Source organism: Corynebacterium sp. HMSC072D12, assembly GCF_001813925.1.
Lineage (GTDB): Bacteria > Actinomycetota > Actinomycetes > Mycobacteriales > Mycobacteriaceae > Corynebacterium > Corynebacterium aurimucosum.
This window is the reverse complement of the sequence record NZ_KV814396.1, coordinates 88,522-111,970: the sequence shown is the minus strand read 5'-3', so window position 1 is coordinate 111,970 and position 23,449 is coordinate 88,522. Positions and strand designations below refer to the sequence as shown.

Annotated in this window: 24 protein-coding genes and 1 pseudogene; 11 read left to right on the top strand and 14 right to left on the bottom strand. The window is 61.8% G+C overall.

What is annotated here, in order from left to right:
* Positions 1-271, top strand: a pseudogene (locus tag HMPREF2943_RS05280) (HNH endonuclease); the annotation flags it as partial.
* Between the two features lie 98 nt (positions 272-369).
* Here the strand turns inward: HMPREF2943_RS05280 and gatA are convergent.
* Positions 370-1,854: an Asp-tRNA(Asn)/Glu-tRNA(Gln) amidotransferase subunit GatA gene (gene gatA, locus HMPREF2943_RS05275; RefSeq protein WP_070447757.1), complete on the bottom strand. Its 1,485-nt coding sequence runs from the start codon at positions 1,852-1,854 to the stop codon at positions 370-372.
* A 2-nt stretch (positions 1,855-1,856) separates the two neighbouring features.
* Positions 1,857-2,159: an Asp-tRNA(Asn)/Glu-tRNA(Gln) amidotransferase subunit GatC gene (gene gatC, locus HMPREF2943_RS05270; RefSeq protein ID WP_070447754.1), complete on the bottom strand. Its 303-nt coding sequence runs from the start codon at positions 2,157-2,159 to the stop codon at positions 1,857-1,859.
* A 207-nt stretch (positions 2,160-2,366) separates the two neighbouring features.
* Between gatC and HMPREF2943_RS05265 the strand changes: the two genes are divergently transcribed.
* On the top strand, positions 2,367-3,026 hold the full coding sequence (locus HMPREF2943_RS05265; RefSeq protein WP_070447752.1) for an ACT domain-containing protein: 660 nt from the start codon (positions 2,367-2,369) through the stop codon (positions 3,024-3,026).
* Positions 3,027-3,032: 6 nt separating this feature from the next.
* On the opposite strand, the gene HMPREF2943_RS05260 is transcribed toward HMPREF2943_RS05265, so the two are convergent.
* Genes HMPREF2943_RS05260 through ligA form a run of 3 tightly spaced genes read right to left on the bottom strand, consistent with a single transcriptional unit; the run spans position 3,033 to position 6,579 of the window.
* Positions 3,033-3,791, bottom strand: a complete 759-nt coding sequence (locus HMPREF2943_RS05260; protein ID WP_070711000.1) for an HAD family hydrolase — start codon at positions 3,789-3,791, stop codon at positions 3,033-3,035.
* The gene (locus HMPREF2943_RS05255; RefSeq protein ID WP_070644598.1) at positions 3,788-4,558 is read right to left on the bottom strand and encodes an HAD family hydrolase; all 771 of its coding nucleotides are present in this window, start codon (positions 4,556-4,558) and stop codon (positions 3,788-3,790) included. The genes HMPREF2943_RS05260 and HMPREF2943_RS05255 overlap by 4 nt, the downstream gene beginning before the upstream one ends.
* The gene (ligA, locus tag HMPREF2943_RS05250) at positions 4,555-6,579 is read right to left on the bottom strand and encodes an NAD-dependent DNA ligase LigA (protein ID WP_070710999.1); all 2,025 of its coding nucleotides are present in this window, start codon (positions 6,577-6,579) and stop codon (positions 4,555-4,557) included. The genes HMPREF2943_RS05255 and ligA overlap by 4 nt, the downstream gene beginning before the upstream one ends.
* A 127-nt stretch (positions 6,580-6,706) precedes the next feature.
* Between ligA and HMPREF2943_RS05245 the strand changes: the two genes are divergently transcribed.
* The 6 genes from HMPREF2943_RS05245 to HMPREF2943_RS05225 all read left to right on the top strand — a co-directional run bounded on the left by HMPREF2943_RS05245 (position 6,707) and on the right by HMPREF2943_RS05225 (position 10,707).
* Positions 6,707-7,378: a 3'-5' exonuclease gene (locus tag HMPREF2943_RS05245; RefSeq protein ID WP_070711005.1), complete on the top strand. Its 672-nt coding sequence runs from the start codon at positions 6,707-6,709 to the stop codon at positions 7,376-7,378.
* Between the two features lie 46 nt (positions 7,379-7,424).
* The gene (locus HMPREF2943_RS05240; protein ID WP_070710998.1) at positions 7,425-7,937 is read left to right on the top strand and encodes an ArsR/SmtB family transcription factor; all 513 of its coding nucleotides are present in this window, start codon (positions 7,425-7,427) and stop codon (positions 7,935-7,937) included.
* Positions 7,937-8,935 carry a serine hydrolase domain-containing protein gene (locus HMPREF2943_RS05235; protein ID WP_070710997.1) on the top strand — a complete coding sequence of 333 codons (999 nt, stop codon included), beginning with the start codon at positions 7,937-7,939 and terminating at the stop codon, positions 8,933-8,935. Before HMPREF2943_RS05240 ends, HMPREF2943_RS05235 begins: the two co-directional genes overlap by 1 nt.
* Before the next feature lie 9 nt (positions 8,936-8,944).
* Positions 8,945-9,208 (top strand): hypothetical protein, encoded by a 264-nt coding sequence (locus tag HMPREF2943_RS05230; protein WP_070710996.1) that lies wholly within the window; start codon positions 8,945-8,947, stop codon positions 9,206-9,208.
* A gap of 21 nt (positions 9,209-9,229) precedes the next feature.
* Complete coding sequence (locus HMPREF2943_RS12365; RefSeq protein WP_141756091.1) at positions 9,230-9,493, top strand: hypothetical protein; 264 nt, start codon at positions 9,230-9,232, stop codon at positions 9,491-9,493.
* 83 nt (positions 9,494-9,576) lie between these two features.
* A complete protein-coding gene (locus HMPREF2943_RS05225) occupies positions 9,577-10,707 on the top strand; it encodes an ATP-binding protein (protein WP_070710995.1) in 1,131 nt (376 codons plus the stop codon).
* A gap of 8 nt (positions 10,708-10,715) precedes the next feature.
* Here HMPREF2943_RS05225 and HMPREF2943_RS05220 read toward each other — a convergent pair whose 3' ends face one another.
* Both HMPREF2943_RS05220 and mnmA read right to left on the bottom strand, forming a co-directional pair.
* The gene (locus HMPREF2943_RS05220) at positions 10,716-11,624 is read right to left on the bottom strand and encodes a uroporphyrinogen decarboxylase/cobalamine-independent methonine synthase family protein (RefSeq protein WP_070710994.1); all 909 of its coding nucleotides are present in this window, start codon (positions 11,622-11,624) and stop codon (positions 10,716-10,718) included.
* Positions 11,625-12,710: a tRNA 2-thiouridine(34) synthase MnmA gene (gene mnmA, locus HMPREF2943_RS05215; protein ID WP_070644606.1), complete on the bottom strand. Its 1,086-nt coding sequence runs from the start codon at positions 12,708-12,710 to the stop codon at positions 11,625-11,627.
* Between the two features lie 104 nt (positions 12,711-12,814).
* Here mnmA and HMPREF2943_RS05210 point away from each other — a divergent pair, with 104 nt between their 5' ends.
* The gene (locus tag HMPREF2943_RS05210; RefSeq protein WP_070710993.1) at positions 12,815-13,657 is read left to right on the top strand and encodes a spermidine synthase; all 843 of its coding nucleotides are present in this window, start codon (positions 12,815-12,817) and stop codon (positions 13,655-13,657) included.
* On the opposite strand, the gene HMPREF2943_RS05205 is transcribed toward HMPREF2943_RS05210, so the two are convergent.
* Entirely contained in the window at positions 13,654-14,808 is a 1,155-nt protein-coding gene (locus tag HMPREF2943_RS05205; protein WP_070710992.1) for a glycoside hydrolase family 25 protein, read from the bottom strand. The genes HMPREF2943_RS05210 and HMPREF2943_RS05205 overlap by 4 nt on opposite strands.
* Positions 14,809-15,003: 195 nt before the next feature.
* Here HMPREF2943_RS05205 and HMPREF2943_RS05200 point away from each other — a divergent pair, with 195 nt between their 5' ends.
* Entirely contained in the window at positions 15,004-15,399 is a 396-nt protein-coding gene (locus HMPREF2943_RS05200) for a hypothetical protein (RefSeq protein ID WP_070710991.1), read from the top strand.
* Between the two features lie 11 nt (positions 15,400-15,410).
* Here HMPREF2943_RS05200 and HMPREF2943_RS05195 read toward each other — a convergent pair whose 3' ends face one another.
* The 6 genes from HMPREF2943_RS05195 to HMPREF2943_RS05170 form a co-directional block, all read right to left on the bottom strand.
* Positions 15,411-16,547: a cysteine desulfurase family protein gene (locus tag HMPREF2943_RS05195; RefSeq protein ID WP_070710990.1), complete on the bottom strand. Its 1,137-nt coding sequence runs from the start codon at positions 16,545-16,547 to the stop codon at positions 15,411-15,413.
* Entirely contained in the window at positions 16,547-17,506 is a 960-nt protein-coding gene (locus HMPREF2943_RS05190) for an electron transfer flavoprotein subunit alpha/FixB family protein (RefSeq protein WP_070710989.1), read from the bottom strand. Before HMPREF2943_RS05190 ends, HMPREF2943_RS05195 begins: the two co-directional genes overlap by 1 nt.
* A gap of 11 nt (positions 17,507-17,517) precedes the next feature.
* Positions 17,518-18,318, bottom strand: coding sequence for an electron transfer flavoprotein subunit beta/FixA family protein (locus HMPREF2943_RS05185; protein WP_070710988.1), 801 nt, complete (start codon positions 18,316-18,318; stop codon positions 17,518-17,520).
* A gap of 33 nt (positions 18,319-18,351) precedes the next feature.
* The gene (locus HMPREF2943_RS05180) at positions 18,352-19,503 is read right to left on the bottom strand and encodes a THUMP-like domain-containing protein (RefSeq protein ID WP_070447705.1); all 1,152 of its coding nucleotides are present in this window, start codon (positions 19,501-19,503) and stop codon (positions 18,352-18,354) included.
* Between the two features lie 41 nt (positions 19,504-19,544).
* The gene (locus tag HMPREF2943_RS05175; RefSeq protein WP_070447702.1) at positions 19,545-20,372 is read right to left on the bottom strand and encodes an NUDIX hydrolase; all 828 of its coding nucleotides are present in this window, start codon (positions 20,370-20,372) and stop codon (positions 19,545-19,547) included.
* 95 nt (positions 20,373-20,467) lie between these two features.
* Positions 20,468-21,316 (bottom strand): ABC transporter ATP-binding protein, encoded by an 849-nt coding sequence (locus HMPREF2943_RS05170; RefSeq protein WP_070447698.1) that lies wholly within the window; start codon positions 21,314-21,316, stop codon positions 20,468-20,470.
* A 57-nt stretch (positions 21,317-21,373) separates the two neighbouring features.
* On the opposite strand from HMPREF2943_RS05170, the gene HMPREF2943_RS05165 reads away from it, so the two are divergent.
* Positions 21,374-23,380, top strand: coding sequence for a maltotransferase domain-containing protein (locus tag HMPREF2943_RS05165; RefSeq protein WP_070711004.1), 2,007 nt, complete (start codon positions 21,374-21,376; stop codon positions 23,378-23,380).
* The last annotated feature ends 69 nt before the right edge of the window (positions 23,381-23,449 follow it).

The window sequence follows — 23,449 nt, the reverse complement described above, 5'->3', positions numbered from 1 at the left end:
GGACCCCTACAGCGGGGATGTCATCTGGCTATATGAAGACGGCACCTGGACTATTACCGAAGCCGACGGGCCGCTAGCACCAAAACAGAAACGCTGGGCACAAACAGTCGCCCAACACATCACCGCCACCAGAAAACGCATCCGCGAGGAAGCCCAACATTTAAAACAAGAACTCGACGACTACGCACAACAACAAGCCAAAACCAAAGCCGAAGCCGAAGACGCGGACAACACCGACACAGATGCCAGCACCGACGACATCCCCTTCTAAACCACCCACCGTCGAATAAAACGACGAGGGCCGGCGGCCTCCCACGTTTCCGTGAAAAGTCACCGGCTCAGATTTACTACCGAATACGGTTCGGCGGGCTACTTGCGTCCTGCCTCGTAGGCGGCGCCGACCTTGTACAGGCGGTCGTCCTGGAATGCGGGGGCCATGATCTGCAGGCCGGTCGGCAAGTTGGTGTCGGAGGCCATGCCGGAAGGGACAGACATGCCACACACGCCAGCGAGGTTCAGCGGCAGGGTGCACAGGTCAAAGTTGTACATCTCCATCGGATCCTCAACCTTCTCCCCCAGCTTGAAGGCCGTAGTCGGGGTGGTCGGGGATACGAGGACATCGACCTGCTCGAAAGCACGCTCAAAGTCCTGGGCGATGAGGGTACGCACGCGCTGTGCCTGCAAATAGTAGGCGTCGTAGTAGCCGACGGACAGCGCGTAGGTACCCAGCATGATGCGGCGTTTAACCTCGGGGCCGAAACCAGCCGCGCGGGACAGGGACATAACCTCTTCCGCAGAGTGGGTTCCATCATCGCCGACACGCAGACCGTAGCGCATGCCGTCGAAGCGGGCCAGGTTGGAGGAGACCTCACACGGCATGATGAGGTAGTACGCCGCGAGAGCATCGTCGAAGTGCGGGCAGTCAACCTCGACGATCTCTGCGCCCTGAGACTTCAGCTGCTCAACCGCGGCGTGGTAGGCCTCCATCACGCCCGGCTGCCAGCCGTCGCGCTCGAATTGCTTGATCAGGCCGACCTTGACGCCGGAAAGATCTCCATTGGCGCCTTCCTTGGCGGCCGCGACTACCGGCGCGACCGGCTTATCCACTGAGGTGGCGTCGAAGGAGTCGTGGCCGGCAATGATTTCGTGCAGCAACGCGGTATCTAGGACTGTGCGCGCGGTCGGGCCTGCCTGGTCCAAGGAGCTTGCAGCAGCGATGAGGCCATAGCGAGAAACGGTGCCGTACGTCGGCTTCACGCCCACGGTGTTGGTCAAAGCGGCAGGCTGGCGAATGGAGCCGCCGGTGTCAGTACCGATACCCAGCGGGGCTTGACCGGAGGCAAGAGCCGCAGCGGTACCACCACCGGAACCACCCGGGGTGCGCTCGGTGTCATACGGATTGTGAGCCGGACCGTAGGCAGAATTCTCGTTAGAGGAGCCCATCGCAAACTCATCGAGGTTCGTCTTACCCAAGATCGGAATGCCGGCCTCGCGCAGCTTGGTCACCAGTGTGGCGTCATAAGGTGACACCCAACCCTCCAGCATCTTGGAGGCGGCGGTCGTAGGGGCGTCGGTAGTCACCAGCAGGTCCTTGAGGGCCAGCGGCACACCGGCCAACGCGGAAGCGGGCGCTTCGCCAGCGTCGAGGGACTTATCGACGGCGTCGGCAGCCGCCAGTGCTTCCTCAGCACCAACATGCAGGAAGGCGTTGAGTTCGCCGTTGGTCTCCGCGATGCGGTCCAGGAAGGCCTGAGTAACTTCGCGGGAGGTGAGCTCGCGAGAGTGAATCTTCTCAGCCAGCTCGGCGGCGGTCAGCGCGGTAATGCCCTCGGTGGGCGCAATGAATTGTGCCATTCTTATTCGTCTCCTCCACCCAGAATCTGCGGAACCATGAAGCGATCTTCATCAGCTGCGGGGGCCTGGTCCAAGGCCTGCTCGGCAGTGAGGGTTCGCACGACAACGTCCTCACGCATGGGGGCGTTAACGGAGTGCGGGTGCGACATCGGCTCCACACCTTCAGCCTCGACCTTGCCAACCGCGGACACGGAATCCACGATTTCGTCGATCTGCGCGGCGAACTGTTTCAGTTCTTCCTCGCTCAGGGCCAATCGCGACAGCTTTGCCAAGTGCGCGACCTCGTCACGCGAAATATCAGACACGCGAACTCCATCCTTTTATTCATTGAGACGGTTGATAGCTAAGCACCCATGGTACTGCACGGCTGATGCCACGCCACCACCGCTCCTCCCCTAAACGCAACACGAGCTATTGAATAGTATTCGATACGTTGGGTACCATCGATCAAGTTCTATAAACTTTTCATATCAAGAATTCCCTACCTAGTCATCTTCCCCAGAAAGAACGATATGTCGTACCTCGTCCGTGTCCTCCTCCCTGACACTCCCGGCAGCCTTGGCCTCCTCGCCAACGCGATGGGCAACATCGAGGCCGATATTCGCTCCGTCGACATCGTAGAAAACTTCCCTGACGGGACGGTCATGGATGACATCGTGCTCGATCTCCCCCAGTCCACCATGGCAGATGAGATCATCACGGCAGCCCAGGCCGTGGAAGGCGTAGAAATTGATTCCATCCGTCCGTTCAGCGGCCGCGTTGACCGCCGCGGGCAGATCCATGTACTGGCGAAGGTTGCCTCGCAGCGCAACGTAACCGCCGCGATGAAGGAAGTCTGCGCGGCAATTCCCAAGGCACTGACCTCCAATTGGGCCATCGTCATTGCGAACGATGAGAAGATCAGCCGCATTGCCGCCTCTGACGCCGCACCTGCCGACGACGGCTCGATCCCCACCGACCTCAACATCACCTCCGCCCGCGTGCTCAATCCGGAGAAGGACACGTGGATCCCGGAATCGTGGACCCTCATCGAATCCGCACTGGCGGCCGCTCCCCTCGTAGGCACGAACTATGTCGTGGTGATGGGCCGCGTTGGCGGGCCCGATTATCTCGCTTCCGAGGTCGAGCACCTGGGTGACTTGGGCGCCATCCTGGGCGCCTTCCTCACCTAGTTCGACCTAGCGGTCGAGCAATATGCTGAGGCCCGCGGCGACGTCAGGAACCACGTGGTCTACCTCGTCGGTGATGTGTGTTCCCGGGAACGTGAAGGACTCGGTGGCGATGGAATGCATCGAGAGATCGTTGAAGCTATCGCCGAAGGTGTAGAGTTCAGCCTCTTCGTGGCCGAGGTGACCAAGCAGTCGTGTCAAGCCCTCGCCCTTGTTGTGTCCGGGTGGCATGATGTCGTAGAAGTCGCAGTTGAACGAGGACTCAACATCGCAATTCGCACGCACCCACTCGTCGACTTCGCGGCGTAGCTCGGCGTCGCCCGGAATCCACAGGGACATGAGAACGGTGCTGCGCTTGGCGACGTCCCCCGGATCCACCACTTCCGTATTCGCCACCATCGAAGATTCACGGCCTGCCAGGCCGTCCCACGCCACTTGGTCAGCCCCAGTCAAGCCCGTCAGGTAGATATTTAATGGCAGCCCAGTGAAACGGTCGATGATGGCCTGCACGGTATCGCTGGGCAGGTGTTCCTCGTGGAGGATGGAGTAGTCACCATCCGTGATGACGGTGCCGTTGTAGAGCACATGATAATCCAACTCCACCCCGAATGGCTCGAGTGTGTTCCGGGCGTTGGCAATGGACTTGCCCGTCGCAGAGATAGCAAGGTTGCCAGCGGCCCGCCATGCGGCGATGGCTTCCTTTACTGCCTCAGTTATGTCTTCGTTGACGTAAACAGTGCCATCCATGTCCAAAGCCGCAATCTTCATGAGCCGTAGTCTATTAGGCCTTTCACGGCCGAGTCCACCACCGCGGTGCACGCCTCTTGGATTTCGGGTTGCGCCCAGGGGAAGGTAAGGGAGATATCGGCAAGCGCGTGCATGGGCAGGTCATTATGTCCGTCGCCTAAGGTGATCAGCTCAATCTCGGAACGCTCGCGGCCGAGACGTTGAAGCAGCCAGGTCAAGGCGAACCCCTTGTCGTGGCCGGGCGGAGTGATGTCGAAGAAGTTGCGGTTCATCGCGGTGCCGACGGGAAAGCGCTCAGTAACCCATTGCGCGATCTCTTTCTGCAGGCTTGGATCGTCCGGCGTCCACGCAGCGACGAGGGGAAAGACTTCTTCCTCGATGCGCTCGGGCGCGACCGGTACAGGCTCGCTGATGATGGGGTTGTGCACCCCGGCCACGTTGCGGACGAGGTGCCCGTCCGGACCTTCCAGGCGCGTGCAATACAGGTCGAGCTTCGGGATATCACGAACCCGCTCATACACAGCGCGGACTACCCCGGGCGGCACATGGCTTTCATAGAGCAGCTCATAGGAACTATTCATGATGACGGTGCCGTTGCAGAGCAGGTAATAGTCGAATTCGACGCCAAAGGGCTCAAGAGCACGCCGCGCCGAGTGCGGCGACTTACCGGTGGCCACAACGGCGAGGTTGCCCGCAGCACGCCACCGGGCAATCGCCTCCGGTACCTCGTCGGGCATATGCCCGTCAAAGTAGATGGTGCCGTCTAAGTCGAAAGCGGCTAGCTTCATGCCTCGCCCGTTTCAAGAAGCCGGTTAAAGCCCTCCTCATCCAAGATGGTCAGCCCCAGATCGCGGGCCTTCTGTTCCTTCGAGCCAGCATTCTCTCCAACCACGACGTAATTCGTTTTCTTCGATACAGAGCCGGATGCTTTTCCACCACGGGTGATGATGGCCTCCTTGGCGGAATCGCGGGTGAAGTTCTCCAAGGTTCCGGTCACCACGACGGTGATGCCTTCAAGTGTCTGCGCCGGCTTGTCGCTGGCTTCTTCCTCCATCGTGACCCCGGCAGCGGCCCACTTCTGCACGATATTGTCGTGCCATTCCACCTCGAACCACTGCTTGAAGGATTCCGCGATGATGCTGCCCACACCATCGGTATCTGCCAGCTCCTCCACCGATGCCGCGCGCAGCGCCTCCATCGAACCGAACCGCGTAGCCAGAGCACGCGCCGCGATGGGGCCAACGTGGCGGATAGACAGCGCTACCAGCACTCGCCAGAACTCAGCCTGACGGGCCGTCTTGAGGTTTTCCAGCAGCTTCTTACCGGAAGCATTGAGCGCACCCTTCTGGGTGGTATAAACCGAGGACTTGAGGAGTGCTTCTTCATCTAGATCGAAGAGGTCCGCCTCATCCTTGAGTACTCCGGAGGAAATCAGATCTGCGGCTGCCTTCTCCCCCAGCTCGCCAATATCGAGCGCCTTGCGGGAGGCCAAGTACTCCAGGCGTGCAGCTAGCTGAGCTGGGCAGCTGCGGGTATTCGGGCAGCGCCAGTCTTGGTCGCCTTCCTTCTGCGGTGCCAGCTTCGTCCCACAGGCAGGGCAATTCTCCGGGAAGACCCAGTCGGTCTCGCTGCCATCGCGCTTGTCCAATACAGGGCCGAGAACCTCGGGGATGATCTCTCCGGCCTTGCGGATGATGATGGTATCCCCGATGAGGACATTCTTGTTCTTGACCTCGAATTGGTTGTGCAGGGTTGCCATGGACACCGTCGAACCAGAAACGAAGACCGGTTCCATAATGGCGAAAGGCGTCACGCGCCCGGTACGTCCCACGCCGACCTCGATGTTGAGCAGCTTGGTGGTCACCTCTTCCGGCGGGTACTTGTAGGCAATAGCCCAGCGCGGCGCGCGGGAGGTCGCGCCCAACGCGCGCTGGCTGGCCAGGTCATCGACCTTGATGACGAGCCCATCCATCTCAAAGTAGGCGTCGTGGCGGTGCTCCTCCCAATAGGTCACGCGCTCCTGAACCTCTTTAGCGGTGGTTACCCGCTGGGTATAGGGAGAAACCGGGAAGCCCCACGCCTCCAGGGCCTTGTAAGCATCGTGCTGCGAAGTGGGCTGGAAACCCTCGCGTGCGCCAATACCGTGGCAAACCATGTGGAGCCGACGCCTCTTGACGTCCTCCGGGTCCTTCATGCGCAGCCCACCTGCCGCCGCATTGCGGGGGTTGGCAAAGGTGGGCTTGCCTTCCTCACGTCGCGCTGCGTTGATCTCCTCGAACTCATCCGGGCGCATGTACACCTCGCCGCGGACCTCCACCAGGGAGGGAACCGGATACTCATCCGTGCCAGTGAGCTCGTGCGGAATGTCCGGGATAACGCGCGCATTGGCTGTAATGTCCTCTCCTACACGACCATCACCACGCGTGGCAGCCGTAACGAGCTTGCCATCGCGGTACACCAAGTCAATAGACAGCCCGTCAATCTTCAGCTCGGTCAAATAAGCCTCAGCCGGCGTGCGGTCCAGCCAGTCCTGCAGCTCATCCGCACTGAAGACGTTGTCCAAGCTGTACAGGCGCTCCAGGTGCTCGATATCTACAGCACCTTCCGGAGCAGCACCTACCTGCTGGGTAGGCGAATCCGGAGTCTGCAGCTCCGGGTGCTCTGCCTCTAGCGCCAACAAGCGCTGGAAGAGCGCGTCAAAGTCCGCATCCGGAATCGACGGCTCACCGTTGTAGTACAGCTCGCGGTGCTTGCGCACTTCCTGGGCAAGCTCGGACCATTCGCGTTGGATATCTACTGCATCACTCACGAGTCACTAGTGTAGCGGGACTGCCGGACATGCCTGTGACCTGCAGATGGTCATTCTGCAAAGGTTCGTCCGTCATTCTGCAGTACTTCCACAGTGCATGTCCGAGCCGGGCGCTAGAGTGTTGTCCATGAACTTCGACGCCACCCGCATGCTCTCCTTCGACCTCGAAACCACCTCCGTAAAGCCCAAAGAAGCCCGCATCGTCACCTCTGCCCTGGTGCGTATCGACGGGCGCGAAGTGGACAAGCGGGAAATGCTCGCTGACCCCGGCGTGGAAATCCCCGAGGAAGCCGCCAAGATCCACGGCATCACCACGGAGAAGGCCCGCGCGGAAGGTCGCCCACACGAGGAGGTTCTCAAGGAGACGGTTGATTCCATCTATCGGGCCTGGGATGAAGGGCTTACGCTCATTGTCTACAACGCCGCCTACGATCTCTCCGTCTTGCGCGCGCTGACCGGGGACTTCACGGTCAACGGTCCAGTGTTCGATCCTTTCGTCATCGACCGCGTCAAAGATAAGTGGCGCAAGGGAAAGCGCACCTTGGAAGAGGTCTCCGCCCACTACGGCGTGGAGTTGAGCAACGCGCATGAGGCGACTGCTGACGCCCTCGCGGCCGCCCGCGTGGCTTGGAAGCAGGTGCGCCAGCACTTCCCCGAGCTAGCACAGATGGACACCAATGAGCTCATGGAGTACCAGGCCGTGGAATGGTACAAGGACCGTGAATCCTTCAAGAAGTACTTGGAGGGCCGCGGGCGCGATGCCTCGGACGTCTCTACCGCATGGCCGATGATTTCTTAAGCCTGCCCCCTTGCCAGTTTTCTAGAGTTCTGGAATTCTAGAAAACATGGAAACGACAGTCGAAGCACGCCTCGCCGAACTTGAAACGCGCGTCGCCGCGCTTGAGGGGCGCACCACACCCACTGACGCCGACCCCGCATCCGCCACTGGAGAAAGCTCGGCCTACTGGCTGGTCGACGCCCTCGCACCCAACGAGCAGCTTCCCGACGGCTCCGTCATCTTTGGCGGCAACATAAACGTCGGCAAGCGCACCTATGCCTATCAATGGCAGCGCCCCACCAACTTCATCACCGACGAGGACTGGACAGAAAACCTCGAGCGCCTATCCGCGCTCGCACATCCGGTCCGCGGTGAAATCCTGCGCCGCCTCCTCGCCGCGCCCGCGACAGCCGCTGAGCTCGTCGAAGAGGGCATCGTCTCCTCCACAGGCACCGCCTATCACCACTTGAGCGCACTGACCCATGCCGGCTGGACCACAAAGTCTGGCGGCGAGTATTCCATCCGCCCCGCCCGAGTTATCCCCCTGCTGACCATCATCACGGCAAGCGAGGATCACTAATGCGTAGAATTTCCCTAGCCGTCATCGCTGCCATTGCCGTTGCAACCGTCCTGCTCATCACGGGGCCGCAAAGAATTGCTCTGGCGAAAGACAAGACTGGCGACGAAACCTTAGCTGCTCAGTTGGAAGAGCACTCCGAGCCCGGCTTCCACAATCTCACCGCCTTCACTCTCAAGGACGGCAAGGCCACCTTCGCGGGGCTGGGCAGCGACGAGCACACAGAGGTCGAAATCGGCTCCGTGACCAAGATGTTCACCGGCGAACTGACCCACCAGCTCGTCGAAGAAGGAAAGTTAAAACCTGACACCACTGTGGGCGAGGTCCTCGATGTCGGCAATGCACCAGTCGCTGACGTCACCGTGCGGGAACTGCTCGACCACACCTCTGGCCTACCGCGACTGGCGAGCGCGAGCCTCCTCAGCAGTCTCGCCTTGGGTGTCACCGGTTCGAACCCCTATGAAGGCGAGACCGTAGAGGACATCATGGCCGCCGCCACGAAGGCCGAGCTAAAGGGCCGCGGCGAAGAATCCTATTCCAATCTTGGCTATGGGCTCCTAGGCAACATGCTCGAGACCGTTGCCGGGCAGCCTTATGAGCAGATGCTCAAAGAACGCATCTTCGAGCCAGCCGGTATGACGGAAACCTACCTCATGACGCCAGGCTCAGTGCCTGACGACGCCCCACGCGGCCTCACCCCCACCGGCCGCCACGCTGAGCCGTGGGAGATGGATGGCTCTGCGCCCGCGGGCGCTATCCGCTCCACGGCAAGTGACATGGCCAAGTTCGCCGAGTGGTTCATGGACAATGGCGATATCGCCTATGGCTGGCAGCCTCCCAGCGAGGATAAAGCTGGGTACTGGCACAACGGCGGCACCTATGGCTATTCCACGATGCTTATCATCGATCCGGCCACCAAACGCGCTACTTTCGCCAACAACGATTCCCTCGCCGGCACCGAAAACCTGGCCCAAGCTCTTTTCGACGAGCTCGCATCCTAAGGAGATACCGTGTTCCTCACCATCAGCATGATCATTATCATTGCATCTCTCCTTCAGTCGGCATGGAAGGCCTTCACCACTCCAGGTAAGACGGTCTATCGCGCTATTTCCGTAGCGATTACGGCCCTCGTTCTAATCGTCATCGGAAACTCCTTGCCCTGGAATGACGGTCTCCACTTCTTCTGGTGGTATGGCCTCGTCGCCGGATGTGCTGTGTACGCCGGCGCGGTGGCTTGGCGGGCTATGACCTCGAAGCCCGCAAACACAATCTAAGTCCTCCCGTACACTGACGGTATGACTGCTCCCGCTCCCCGCACGGTCCACATCCATGGCGTCGCCCCCACCGTAATTGCCACCCTTCAGAAACGTGCTAACGCCGCTGGAGTTTCTTTGGAAGACTATCTGCGCGATCTCCTGACAACCACGGCTTCACGCCCTGTTTTCTCGCCGCGTCCCAGCGCCCAGGAGAAGCTCGCAGAGCTCACGCAGCGTGACCCCATAGCTATTAACGGCGATTTTGACTTCGTCGGCGCCATTCGGGCGGGGCGGGACGCCTAATTCCACTTGGGGGACGAAAAAGTCTCCCAAATCTCCACCTTTAGAAAAGTCTCCCAAATCTCCCAATGTCCTAGGATGGGCCTATGTCCCCACATGAGAACCCCTTCCGCCCCACCTTCGGCGTGCCACCACTCTTCTGGGTCGGCCGCACGGCAGTACTCAACACCTTCCGGGCTGCACTCGACTCCCAGCCGGGCAGCCCGGGCCGCTCGCTCATCATCAGCGGCGCCCGCGGTATCGGTAAAACGGTTTTGCTCAATGAGCTCGAAGATATCGCCTCTAGTCGCGGGTGGATTACCCTGCGAGCCTCGGGACGCAGCTCCATGGTGGAAGAACTGGTCGATACCACCATCCCGCGCATTATGGACAAGCTGGCTCCAGCAGACAAACACAAAGTCAACCGCGTTGGCATTGGTGGTGTGGCAACCATCGGCATCCAGCACAACACCGAGGAAGCCTACAAACCTACGCTCAACACCCGCCTGCGCGAGCTTTTAGCGCTACTCAAAGGCACGGGCGTGCTGCTCACCATCGACGAGGTGCAGGACGCAGACGCAGACGACCTCACCTCCCTGGCCGTGACCTACCAGGACCTCGTGCGCGATGAGCTCGACGTTGCCATCGTGGCTGCGGGCCTTCCACAGGGAGTCAACCGCCTGCTGGATCTGCCGGGCGTGACCTTCCTGCGCCGCGCGCAGAAGTTCGTTCTGGGGCCACTCTCCCCCGCGAACGCCGAGGTAGCCTTCACCGAAACCGCCGCGCAGTCGGGGCTCGAGTTCACCGATGATGCAGTAGCGGCTGCGGTGCGACTGTCCCGCGGCTACCCCTACATGGTGCAGCTCGTAGGCTCACTGGCTTGGGGAAAGGCTCAGCGTGAGGGCGGAAGCAGCATCGAGGAACGCGACGTCGCGGCGGTGTCAGCCGAGGCGATCTCAGTTCTCGGCGCTCAGGTCCACCAGCCCGCTACCCTAGCGCTGCCGCCGGCGCAGCGTCTCTTCCTCGAAGCGATGAGCGCGGTCATGGAGGACGGCACGGCAGAAATCAAGAACATTGCCGCACACCAGGACCGGACGGTGCGCTCCCTCTCGGCGACGCGCCAAAGGCTTATCGATGCCGACCTGATCGAACCCACCGCCCATGGCAGGCTCCAGTTCGTCATCCCGTATATGGAGGCCTACTTCACCGCTACGGACAGCCTGGGACGAGTCGATTAACAACTGGGTTAAAGGTCACCGGCGTCGCGAATCAGGATATCGGCGGTCTCGGATACCGAGCGCAGTGAACGAGCGGAGGCCTTGACTGGGTAGACGTCTAAATGATCGATGAGCAGCTCGCGTGGCATGCCAATACGGTCAAGGTGACGGGCCAGCGTGATGGCCTCCGCGCGGGAATCGGAACCTTCGATACCCAGACCGATGCGGTGGCCGGCATTCAAGTGCTCACCCAGGCCGTCGAGGTGACGCGGGGTGTCTAGGCCGCGGAAGGTCGTGAGGAAGGTCTTTGCGGCACGCGCGAGGGACCACAGCGGCGGGGCGTGCAGGTAATCTGCGGCGAAGGACTGCAGGAGGTCAAACGCGACCTCGTCTGGGACAGCAGGGATCGTATCGAAGTCGGTGGTGCCAGGAATGCGCCCGGCCACAACGTCGGCAAGCAGGGGCTCGTCGAGTTGGACGACGACCTCCCCGTGGAAGCGGCGCGCGACATCCGCGGCGTGGGCGTGGACACCATGAAGCAGAGACTCGGAAAGCTCGGTGAAGGCGCCGCGGTCGGTGAGAACGCGGTGGCCGTCGGAAAGCTCAATGCTCGCCCCCAGCGACCAGGGGCCAAGTGCTTGCACCTTGACGCGCGGCACGCTCTCACCCCAGACCTCTTGGACCTCGTCGAGGTCACGCTCCAAGCGGTCCCCTGTGCGGCGGGTGAGCAACTGCGGGCGTGCCGTCATGCGCCAGGAACGCGGGCCACGGTCGATGGAGATAGCCTCCAGCATGCTGGCCGTGCGGCCCACCGCATCGGAGCCCAACCCACGCTCGGGCAGCTGCGGGATAGCGGGAAGCTCGGTCTCCCCCATGATGATGTCTGCGGCCTCCGCGATGGAGGTACCGGGCATAGACCCCAGTGCGAATCCCGTCATCTACTCAGTCCCGCAGATGGTGCCGGAACCGAGCACAATATCTCCCAGCTCATCCGGGCTCGGCAAGTAGAGCACAGCGGCCTGGCCGCGGGCTACACCGGAGAGTGGCTCGTTAAGCTCGAGCGTCATGCGGTCAGCCTCGCGGTCCACGTGAGCATGGCAGGGAACGACGGAGCCGTGGGCGCGAACTTGCACCTCGCAGTCGAAGTCACCTTCCATCGCCGGGTGCAGGTACTTCAGGCGGTCAGCCTCGATGCGGGTCACGGCCAAGTCGGCGCGCGATCCCACGGTGACGGTGCCGGTGGCCGCGTCGATGTCGGTGACGTAGCGCGGGGAGCCATCGGCAGTCGGTGTCTTGATGTCTAGACCCTTGCGCTGGCCGATGGTGTAGTTCCACGCGCCATCGTGTTCCTTGAGCTCATTGCCCTCGGTATCCACGATCATGCCTGGCCGCAGTCCGATGGAACGCCCCAGGAAGGCCTGGGTATTGCCGTCCGGGATGAAGCAGATGTCATAAGAGTCCGGCTTGGACGCAGTGGAGAACCCGTGGCGCTTGGCTTCCTCGCGGATCTCCGGCTTCGGGGTATCGCCAATCGGGAAGAAACAGTGGTCCAGCTCTTCCTTGGTGATCACCCCCAGCACGTAGGACTGGTCCTTGTTCTCATCCAGGGAGCGGCGCATGTAGCCATCAGAGTCGATGGTGGCATAGTGACCCGTGGCGACTGCATCAAAGCCCAGCGCCATACCTTTGCGCAGCAAGGCTGCGAACTTGATCTTCTCATTACAGCGCAGGCACGGATTCGGGGTCTCACCGCGGGCGTAGGAGTCCACGAAATCCCCGATGACGGCTTCCTTGAACTCCTCGGAGAAGTCCCATACATAGAAGGGAATGCCGAGTTTGTCGCATATACGGCGGGCGTCGGCGGAATCCTCTAGGGAGCAGCATCCGCGTGCCTTCTCACGGGTCTGCTGTGCATCCTTGTGCAGGGCCAAGTGCACGCCAATGACGTCATGGCCTGCTTCCACTGCGCGTGCTGCAGCCACCGAGGAATCGACGCCGCCGGACATGGCTACCAATACTCGCATGCTCTCCCCTTCTCGTTGCTTTGTTGTCCACCAAGGCTAGTCGCGGTGTACCTCATACCCCAACACGCGAACCACGCAGCCTATTCCCTAAGCTAAGAGGCACTATGGGCAGAAAGCGCAACACCACCAACCCCATCGCGGGCACCTACGAGATTTCCACCGGCGAACTCGTCGTCGAGCCGGATCCTTTCCGCGACGGTGCATTCATTCTCAACGTCAACGGCGTGCCTTCCTCACATCTCATCCCCGATGAGCCGCGCACCCTGGAATTCGAGTACATGCGCTGGATCGCCGCCGCGGTAGAGAATCTCGCACCCGGCAAACGCCTACTCCACCTGGGCGGCGGTGGTTGCTCGCTACCACGCTACTTGGCTGACCTGTGGCCGGATTCCCACAACACTGTGGTCGAACTCGACGCCAAGCTAGCGGAGCTCGTCCGTGAGCTGGCCGATATTCCTTCCGCGCCCCGCGTCAAAATCCGCGCCGGCGAGGCGCGGGAGGTCACAGAAGGGTTCCCACCGAACCGCTTCGACGTCATCATCCGAGACGTCTTCGCCGGTGATACAACCCCGAAGCCCCTCACCACCCAAGAATTTTTCCAGCACGCCCATGCAACACTATGCCCCGGTGGCCTCTACGTGGCCAACTGCGGTGACCATTCCGATCTCCAGGGCGCAAAGGCGGAGTTAGCCGGGATGGCAGAAGTCTTCGCACACGTCGCGGTTATCGCCGACCCTCCCATGCTTAAAGGCCGGCGCTACGGCAACATCATTCTCATTGGCTCAGATACCGAACTACCCGCGGACGGCTCCCCCGAAGCCGCTGCACTGGCCAAGCCGTTACTCTCCGGTGCCGTGCCTGCACACTTCCGCGACGAGTCCTGGACCCGCCGCTTTTTTAAGGGCGCGGCCCCGCGGCGCGATACCGTGGCAACCAACAACGATTAGCGCAGGCTATTGAGCAAGTCCGCTACCTGCTTGGAATCAAACGCTGGGATGGCTACACCTGCGGCGTGACCAGCGCTGCGTGCGGCGCGGTCTGCATTCTCTACATCCTGCTGGCTTACGTTATCCGCGTCGACGTCCTGCAGGTGCTGTGCGTTATCCAGGAAGATGGCCAGGTCACCGATGCTGGCGTCGTTATTGGACATGTCCTTGAGGTCGTCGGTGCTAATAGCGCCAGTGTTGAGCAGCTTTTCTGCCTGCTTCACAAGCCCGGTCGGATCCACGTCCAAGCCCGCATCCTTCGCGGCATCCGCTACGGCAGGAACGGCTACTGCACCCGCTGCTAGGGCCAGGATGCCCGCAATCAGCACACCGGCGTCATCACCAAGGTCCACACCCGGAATGACCAAGTCATCCAAGATGCCACCGAAGTCAATGTAGTTGCCACCGGAGAAGGAGTGCAGCTGGGCTTCAGTGCCGTTGAAGAGGTTCAGGTCAACGTCGGTCTCAATGCCGGCGACGCGGCCAGAACCCGAACGCTGCCAGAAGGCCAGCTTGTCCCAGCCACCAACCGGGTCCGGCGCGGTGTCCTGGTAGGCCGCCAACCACAGCGGATACTCGGAGAAGCGCGTGGTGTTACCCATCTGGCCCATCCAGAAGTACTTGTAGGTGTACAGCATCGGGGTGCGGCCTGTCAGGGACTTTACCTCCGTCATGAAGGTATCAATCCACTCCTCCAACTGCTTAGCGCTCAGGCCCTCATCAACCTCAATGTCAAGCACCGGCGGCAGGGTCTGCGTCGGCACCAGCGCGATTTGGGAGGCAAAGCTGGCTGCCTGCTGCTTGGCATCCCCTGCCGGGCGTGCGTAGTGGTAGGCGCCAACCTTGAGCCCAGCAGCTGCTGCGGCATTGGCATCGCGCACGAAGTGGTTGTTGACAAACCCAACGCCCTCGGTGGCCTTGACAAAGGCATAGGACTGGCCGTCGGACTTCACGGCATCCCAGTCGATCCCACGCAGGGACATGTGGTTATTGCCGGAGACATCCACGCCAGAAGGTGCGTAGGACGGGATGGCAACGGCGGTGGATACGGACAGTGCCACGGCCGCTACTGCGGTAACGGCGGCGGTAACAAGGCGACGTGCATGGCTCATGCGCGCCACACTACCGTTTCAACAACACCAGTCACAGATGCAACACGCGAAACTTTAAACTCTTAGGTCACATACTTAACGCAGCTCCGGACGACCGCTCCCAGCAACAACCACTGCTACACTGCGCGAAAACAGACTTACCGCTCACTTAGGCAATGACAGCGCCACAGACTGATACCGAAGAAGGACAGCGCCATGGATCAGCCCACCGCACCCAAGGCCTTCGAAGAATCCCAGAAATCGGGCCTGCCTCCGCGCCGTGGCCTGGCAAGAGTCTTCAACGAGAAACTCGCCCTGTGGGGCTCCATCATCATTCTGTGCGGCTGGGCCCTTGGGTTCCTCTCACTATTCGTCGCCGATGCCGTCGAGGAACCCGCCTCGGCCCTATTCGGTTTCTCCGGAATCTTCACCTTCATTGGGCTGTGCTTCGCTACCCCGGTTCTCGCACCGCTCTTTGCCTTTCTGGCCTGCCAGTCTCTCTCATCCGATGAGCCACCGTCGCGCCGGAAGACCGCCGTCCTCGCACTCGTGCTGGCAATACTGAGCATCGTGCCCATCGTTGTGTACTTCGGGCCGAAGTTCATGTTCTAGGTGCCGCAGCTCTAGACCGAGCGGGCGCGGCGAATGATCTCCGGAAGCCCGGCCAGCACGGCGTCGATGTCCTCTTCAGTGGTCATTCGTCCCAGGCTGAAGCGCAGGGAGCCGCGGCCGTGTTCTTCGTCGATGCCCATGGCTTCGAGCACGTGGGACATGCGGTTAACGCCCGCGTGGCAGGCGGAGCCGGCGGAGGCTTCGATACCGGCGGCGTCAAGCAGCATAATAAGGCTGTCGCCGTCCGTGCCAGGGAAGGACACGTGCAGGTGGGAAGCCAAGGTTGGCTCGGCAGAGTTAATGATGACGTTGTCGATGCTGGATTCGATGCCGGCCTTGAGCTTGTCGCGAAGTGCAGTCAGGCGGATTTCCTCCTGCTCCATCTCCGCGACAGACTCACGCAGAGCTGCGGCAAGCGCGCTCGCACTAGCCACGTCGACGGTGCCGGGGCGGATGCCGCGCTCTTGACCGCCGCCGAAGGCGATGGGTTGAGGGGCGGGGGTACGGCGTGCAAGCAGCAGGCCGATGCCGCGCGGGCCGCCGAACTTGTGGGCGCTGGCCGCCAATGTGGTGGCACCCAGCTCGTGTAAGTTGATGGGTAGCTTGCCGGCAACCTGCACGGCGTCGATATGCACAGGGGTGTTCTGCGCGGCGGCGCGCTGGGTAATGTCCGCGACCGGCTGGATGGCGCCGGTCTCGTTATTGGCCCACATGCAGGTGGCCACCGCGGCCGGGGTATCCAGGGCGCTTAAATCGCTGACGTGGCCGGTGGAATCAACCGGGAGAAGCTCTACGGTCGCGCCGTGCTCAGTCTGGAGCTTCTCCACGGTTTCGAGCACGGCAGGGTGCTCGATGGGGGTCGAAACGATGCGCTGCGCGGCTTCGGGGGAAGCAGACTGCGCAGCGCGGTAGAGACCCTGAATGGCGATGTTGTCCGCCTCCGTGCCGGAGGAGGTGAAGATGACCTCGATAGGTTCGCAGCCGAGCAGCTCGGCAACGGTCTCGCGGGCGTCGTCAAGCACGGAGCGCGCCTTGCGCCCAGAGGCATAGGACGCGCCCGGGTTGAGGGAACTGGCTGCCTGAGTCCATGCGTCAATGGCGCACTGGCGTATGGGCTGGGTGGCTGCGTAATCGAGGTAGCGAGGCATTAGTTGCCGGCCCCCTTGCGGGACTCGAGTTCGGTGACCAGAGCCGGGGCGATCTCGTGGAGGTCGCCCACCACGCCGAGGTCAGCGATCTGGAAGAAGGGCTCGTCCTGGTCTTGGTTCACCACGACGATGGTCTCCGAGGTCTGCATGCCGGAGGTGTGCTGGATAGCGCCGGAAATGCCCAGGCCGATGTAGAGCTTCGGGGACACAGTCGCGCCGGTCTGGCCAATCTGGTGGGCCGGGTCGTAGAAACCCTCGTCCACGGCGTCGCGGGTGGCACCGACGGCGCCACCGAGGACGTCGGCAAGCGGCTCCACCACATCAGCGAACTTATCGCCCACGCCGCGGCCACCGGCCACGACGACCTTGGCGGAGGTCAGCTCCGGACGGGCGGTCTTCTCAGCCGGGGTGAAGGAGGTGACGGTGACGTCCTTCGCTGTAGCGGCAGGCAGCTCGAAGGGCGCGGGTGCTGCGGTGACCGGCTGCGGCTCGGCAACCACGGAGCCTGGGCGCAGGGTATAGACCACAGAACCGGTGGCTGTGGAGGAAGTCTCGTAGGAACCACCGAAGATGGTGTGGTGGGCGGTACCGTCGGCATTAATGCCGTCGACGTTGACCAAGGCACCCGAGCCCAGGCGGGCGGCGAGGCGACCGGCGATCTCATTGTTGGTCGGGGTGGAGGCCAGCACGATGGGCGCCGGGTTATTGGCGGCCAAGGCGTGGAGGGCGTCGACCTCCGGGGTGACGATGCGCTGCTCATAGTCCGCGGCGGTGGCCTGGACCACCTGGGCGGCACCGAAGTTGCCCAGCTCGGCATCGAAAGAGGCGGCGGTGGCGGCATCCTTGGCCACGACGACGGCGGAGACGGTGCCGAGCGCGCGGGCGGCGGTGATGAGCTCGCCGGTAACGGGGCTGAGCTGGTCTGCTTCGTGCTCAACTAGGACATAAACGTGAGACATGTGTTTTCTCCTTAACCCTCGATGAGATTCTTGGCGGCCAGGAAGTCCGCGACCTTGGCGGCAGCCACGGCCGGATCAGGATCGGTGATGACCTCACCGGCGGTGCGTGCTGGGCGCTGCGCGGAGGCGGTCACGGTGGTGGTGGACGGCACACCGTCGATGCCCAGGTCCGCTACGGCAAGCGTGGTGACATCAGCCTTCTTGGCGGCCATCAGGCCCTTGAAGTTGGGGAAACGCGGCTTATCGGCCTTGTCGGTAAAGGACAGGATGGCCGGCAGGTTGGCCTCAAGCTCCCAGTGGCCGTGGGCATCCTCGCGAGTACCGGTCGCGGTGGCACCGGCCAGGGAGGCCGCCTTGAGCTCGGTGAGCGCAGGCAGCTGGCGGTACTCGGCTAAGAGACCTGCGATAAGGCCGGTGGAGGCGTCCGAGGAATTATTGCCCAGGGTGATGACCTGGACCTCGCCGAACTTCTCCGCCACCTTGTTGATAGCGGCGTTAAGGACCCAGGCGGTTGCCAGGGCGTCGGCGCCGGCGAGGGCATCGTCGACAACGTGCACGGCGTGGTCTGCGCCCATGGCCAGGGCCTTGCGCAGGGCCTCGTCGGCAGCAGCCGGGCCCATGCTAAGCGCCACGACCTCATAGCCGGCATCGGCATTGTCGTCGCGCAGGCGCAGGGCCTGCTCGACGGAGTACTCGTTGACCTCATCGATGACGTTATCCACCGAGGTGCGGTCCAAGGTGTGGTCCGCCTCGAGGGTCTTGGTTGACCACGTATCCGGTACGTGCTTGACCAGAGCCACAATGACTGGCATGTGGGCACTCCCCTTCCGTAAATTTTGAAACTATTAGGGTGCGTAATTACCTTCGGTCGATACTACTCGCGGTCCGCACAACACCGCGACTCCCTTCGTTCCAATGCGCGTGACCACGAGTGTCTTGGCAGTGGAGCCTTTGAGCTTGAGCTTCTTACGCAGCTGGTCCGGGTTCACGTCTTGCCCGCGTACCAGGATTTCCAGCGAGCCGACGTCGTGGGCCGCCATGGCCGCTTTTAGCTTCTTCATGGGGACCATCTCGATGAATTCAAATCCGGACATGCCTTGCGGAAGGCGGTCGCCGGTGAGGTAGGCAATGCGCGGGTCCAGCTGATGCAAGCCTTCCCGCGCGGCGTAGTGGCGCACCAGCCCGGCGCGCACGATGGCGCCGTCGGGGTCGATGAGGAAGCGCCCCATGGGCCCAGCCTCAGGCAGCTCGTTTTCGTCGAGGTCATCCTCGATGACGTCAGTGTGTATTCCTTCGGGCGTGGTGTTGAGGACCACTGCCCTCTTCCCCATTCCCAGGCCCGGGGTATACAGGCAGGCTTCCTTCACCCCGCCATCGAGGCTCACCACGCAAGCCAGGCCTTCCCATTCGGAATGATCAATGCCGGGGGCGCACTTGATGGCCATCTCGCCGTGGGTGGCCAGCAGATCTGCTGGCGGTGGTAGGAGTTGGTCTAGGCGCGTGATGCGATTGCCACCCTGTCGCCGCGCAGGGTCGGCGATGCAGACCTGGGCGGTCGTCGTGGTGGTTAGAGCATCGGCGCGAAAAACTGGGTGCTCAATGTTGTGGTGCGCCATGGCCACGCGTGAGGCGTCTAGGTCACTGCCCACATAAGCGCCGGGGCGATAGGCCTGGCCTTCGGTGCCGATGGAGCAGGTGAGGTCGTGGACGAAGTCCACGTTGCGTTCCTGAAGGAACTGCGCGCGATAAGCCGCCACTGCGGGTGGGGTGGCCTGTTGGGCGGAGTCGTGATCCATAAGCCACTGCCCCGGTAGCTTGCCGGAACTGCGGGCTTGGATCAGCTCGGCTACGGCGCGGCCATAATTACCGAATTGGGCCTGCAGCTTGGCGACGTCCCTCAGGTGCGCCTTCTTGGTCCCTTCCAGGTCTGCTGCGGCGGCATCGATCGTAGCGGCGTTCTCGCGTAGGAAGGCAACTTCGTCCAGGGTGTAGCTCATGCAGGTTTCTTCTGTATCGGTTGATGCCGGGCGAGGCCGACTTAAATGCGGTCGACAGGGAAAGTGGTGAAGTATTCACGGTAGCGCTCATCATCGCGCGGGTCGCCGATAATCGGACGCAGGTCGGAGAAGGAGGCATCATCTAAGACCTCTTTGACCGTGGCGTAGGAGGTCAAACGCTTGAGCTGCGCCCACGTCGGGATAGCTAGGCGCACCAACCCGGCGCGCCAGCCATCGAGGACCAGTTGTGGGTCGAACCAACCGGCGTCGTCGGCTTCGCCTGTATCTCCATCGGGTTCTTGGCCTTCGGGTAGTACACCGATGAAGAAGAAGGTGTCGAACCAGTGGTTGTTGTCTTCCCCAGCCCAGCGGGACCAAGGCAGTAGCATGTCGGCGTCGACACGCATGCCGTTGTGCTCAAGGAACTCGGTGAAGGAAATCTCGTGGGTTTCTAACAGCTCGCGCTCACGGTGGTAGCGAGAGGCGTCGGAAACCAAGCCGTCCTCGCGGATGGCCAGCAGCGTGCCGGCCTCCTCGAAAAGCTCCCGGGCGGCCGCGAAGACAAGGGCGTGTGCCTTGTACTTGGTTACGCCCATGCGCCGTGCCATGGAGACCACCGAGCTGCCCGCCCATAGTTCGCCGGAGTCCCAAGAACGCGGTGGGAAGTCACGCGGGTCTACACCGCCGCCGGGAAAGACAACGTGGCCGGGGTAATTACGCATGGTGTGCACGCGTTCTTGGATCCACACGCGCAAGCCCTCCGCGGTATCGCGTAACAAGAGGACAGTAGCGGCCAGGCGTGCCCCGTTAAAGCCCGTGGTTTCGCCAGGGTCGATGGCATCAAGGCTGTCGTGGATGGACTGGCTCATGCAACTTTCCGTGTCTGCAAGCTAGGAGCAGAATTCGAGAGGTATACGTCGAGAAGGCGTACTGAGGTTATGTACTAGGGGTTATGTGCTAGGGGTTAGCGGACTCGTCGGGCGAAGTACCTCTCCCCAATGCGGTCCACCTGGATGGGTTGGTGGAAAGCCTTGGAGAGGTTTTCCGACGTCAGGACAGAGTTAATGAGTCCTTTGGCCACGACCTTACCCTCATCTAGGAGCATCGCATGGGTAAATCCATAAGGGATTTCCTCGACGTGGTGGGTAATCATGACAATTGCCGGGGCATCCGCATCGAGTGCTAGGTCCCCCAAGTAGCCCACGAGGTCCTCACGGCCACCCAAGTCCATACCGGCGGAAGGCTCATCCAGGATGAGCAGCTCCGGGTTGGCCATCAGCGCGCGGGCGAGGATGACGCGCTTCTTCTCGCCTTCAGAAAGCGTGCCCCAGGTCCGCTCTGCCAGGTGCGCTGCACCCACTTGTTCCAAGATGTCATCGGCACGGGAGAAGTCCATGTCTTGGTAGTCCTCACGCCAGCGGCCGAGGACCGCATAACCGGCAGACACAACGAGATCATCCACGCGTTCTCTATCCGGGATGCGGTGTTGGACGGCGGCGGAGGAAATACCGATGGCGGCGCGCAGATCGCGCATATCCGTCTTGCCCAGGCGCTCACCCATGAGGAAAGCCACACCAGCGGACGGGAACTCTTCGGCGGCAGCCATTCGGACCAAGGAGGTCTTGCCCGCGCCGTTGGGGCCGATGATGACCCAGCGTTCATCGAGCTCCACCTGCCAGTCGATGGGCCCCACCAGTGTGCGCCCACCGCGTCGCAGCTCGACGCCGCGGAAGTCAATCAACCAATCTTCGTCGGTTTCCATCAGTTCAGGGTCTTGCTGGCTCAATTGCTCTGGAGTGTTCACAGCCACCATTGTGGCTGAAATCCTTCTTCCCCGGTGAAACTGACACAGCTGCATTATTCTATGGGCATGACTCAACGCCTTGGTATCGACGATGTCCGCCCCTCCCTCTCCGGTAATGCCGCCTCGAAGGCTGTGGTCGGAGAGGTTATCCCTGTCACTGCGCTGGTGTGGCGCGAGGGCCACGATGCCGTCGCCGCAACGCTCTCGGTATGGAACACCGAATCCCCATCTACCTCCGCCGTTACTATGACGGTGGACCCGGAGAATCCAGACCGAGTCCACGGCGTATTTAGCCCAGCCACCACTGGGCGTTGGTTCTTCCGCATCGATGCCTGGTCGGATCCGATGTCCACCTGGCGCAACGCGGTGGTCAAGAAGATGGAGGCAGGACAATCCGCACAAGAGCTCAGCAATGACCTTCTACACGGCGCCGAGCTCTTCGAGAAGGCAGCGATTCAGTGCCCGAGTGACAAGGCAGAGCTGCTCTTTCAGGCGGCGAAGGAGCTGAAGGATGAGTCGGTGGACGTCGATAAGCGCGTGCGCACCGCACTGTCCGAGGAGGTCATGGAGATCCTCCACCGCCACCCACTGCGTCACCTGCTGGTGGAAGGTGACATCCACGAGGTCCTGGTAGAGCGTCCTGAAGCGCTCTACAACTCGTGGTACGAGCTCTTCCCGCGCTCGACCGGCGGATGGGATGACGAGGGAAACCCCGTGCACGGCACGTTTAAGACCACGGCGCAGGCACTGGAGCGCGTGGCCGCCATGGGTTTCGATACCGTCTATTTCCCGCCCATTCACCCCATTGGCAAGGTCCACCGCAAGGGCCGCAACAACACCGTGGTGGCGGAGCCTGGTGACGTGGGCTCTCCCTGGGCCATTCAGGACCACTCCACCACGCACCCGGAATTGGGCACCATGGAGGACTTCAAGCAGCTGGTCAAGAAGGCCGCTGGCTTGGGCCTGGAGGTAGCACTGGACCTAGCCCTACAGGCCTCCCCGGATCACCCGTGGGCCAAGACCAACCCAGAGTTTTTCACGGTGTTGGCCGATGGCACCATTGCCTACGCCGAGAACCCGCCGAAGAAGTACCAGGACATCTACCCGCTCAATTTCGATAACGACCCGGATGCCATCTATGCGGAGAGCTACCGCATCGTCATGATCTGGGTGGAGGCTGGTGTCACCACCTTCCGCGTGGACAACCCACACACCAAGCCCGCCAATTTCTGGAATTGGCTGATTTCCAAGGTGCACGTGACCCACCCGGAGGTCATCTTCCTCTCCGAGGCCTTCACCCGCGCCCCGCGCCTGTTCGGATTGGCCAAGGCTGGCTTCACGCAGTCTTATACCTACTTCACGTGGCAGACCTCCAAGCACGAGCTCACCGAGTTCGCGCAAATGCACGTGGAGCAGGCCGATATCTGCCGCCCCAACCTCTTTGTCAATACCCCGGATATCCTCCACGAATCCCTGCAGACCGGCGGGCGCGCCATGTTCGCCATCCGCGCCACTTTGGCCGCTACGCTCTCCCCGCTGTGGGGCGTGTACTCCGGATTCGAACTCTACGAGCACCAAGCAGTCAAGCCGGGCAGCGAGGAATACCTCGACTCGGAAAAGTACGAGCTGCGCCCGCGCGACTTTCAGGCCGCTGTCAAGTCTGGCGACTCCCTGGAATCCTATATCCGCCTGCTCAACCTCATCCGCCGCGAGAACCCGGCCCTCCAGCAGCTGCGCACGCTGCGCTTCCACAACACCGATAACGAGGCCATCATTGCCTACTCCAAGGCTGATCCCACCACCGGCAACGTGGTGCTCGTGGTGGTCAACCTGGATCCGCGCAATGCACAGGAGGCCACAGTCTTCCTGGATCTTGCCGCCGTGGGCCGCCACCCGGGCGATCACTTCACGGTGCAGGACAGCATCAGTGGAGCTGCCTACGAGTGGTCCGACCGTAACTTCGTGCGCCTGGAGCCGCTGCGTGACGTCGCCCACATCTTCGTCCTCCCGCCGGCCCACCATGACCTGCAGGAACGCATAGCGTGGCGCCGTGTGAACGACTACCGCCCCTAGGCTTTTAAAACCCTCACCACCCCGCGCTGATTCCGTCCCCCTTTCCGGGTAGCGCGGGGTTTCTTTTCT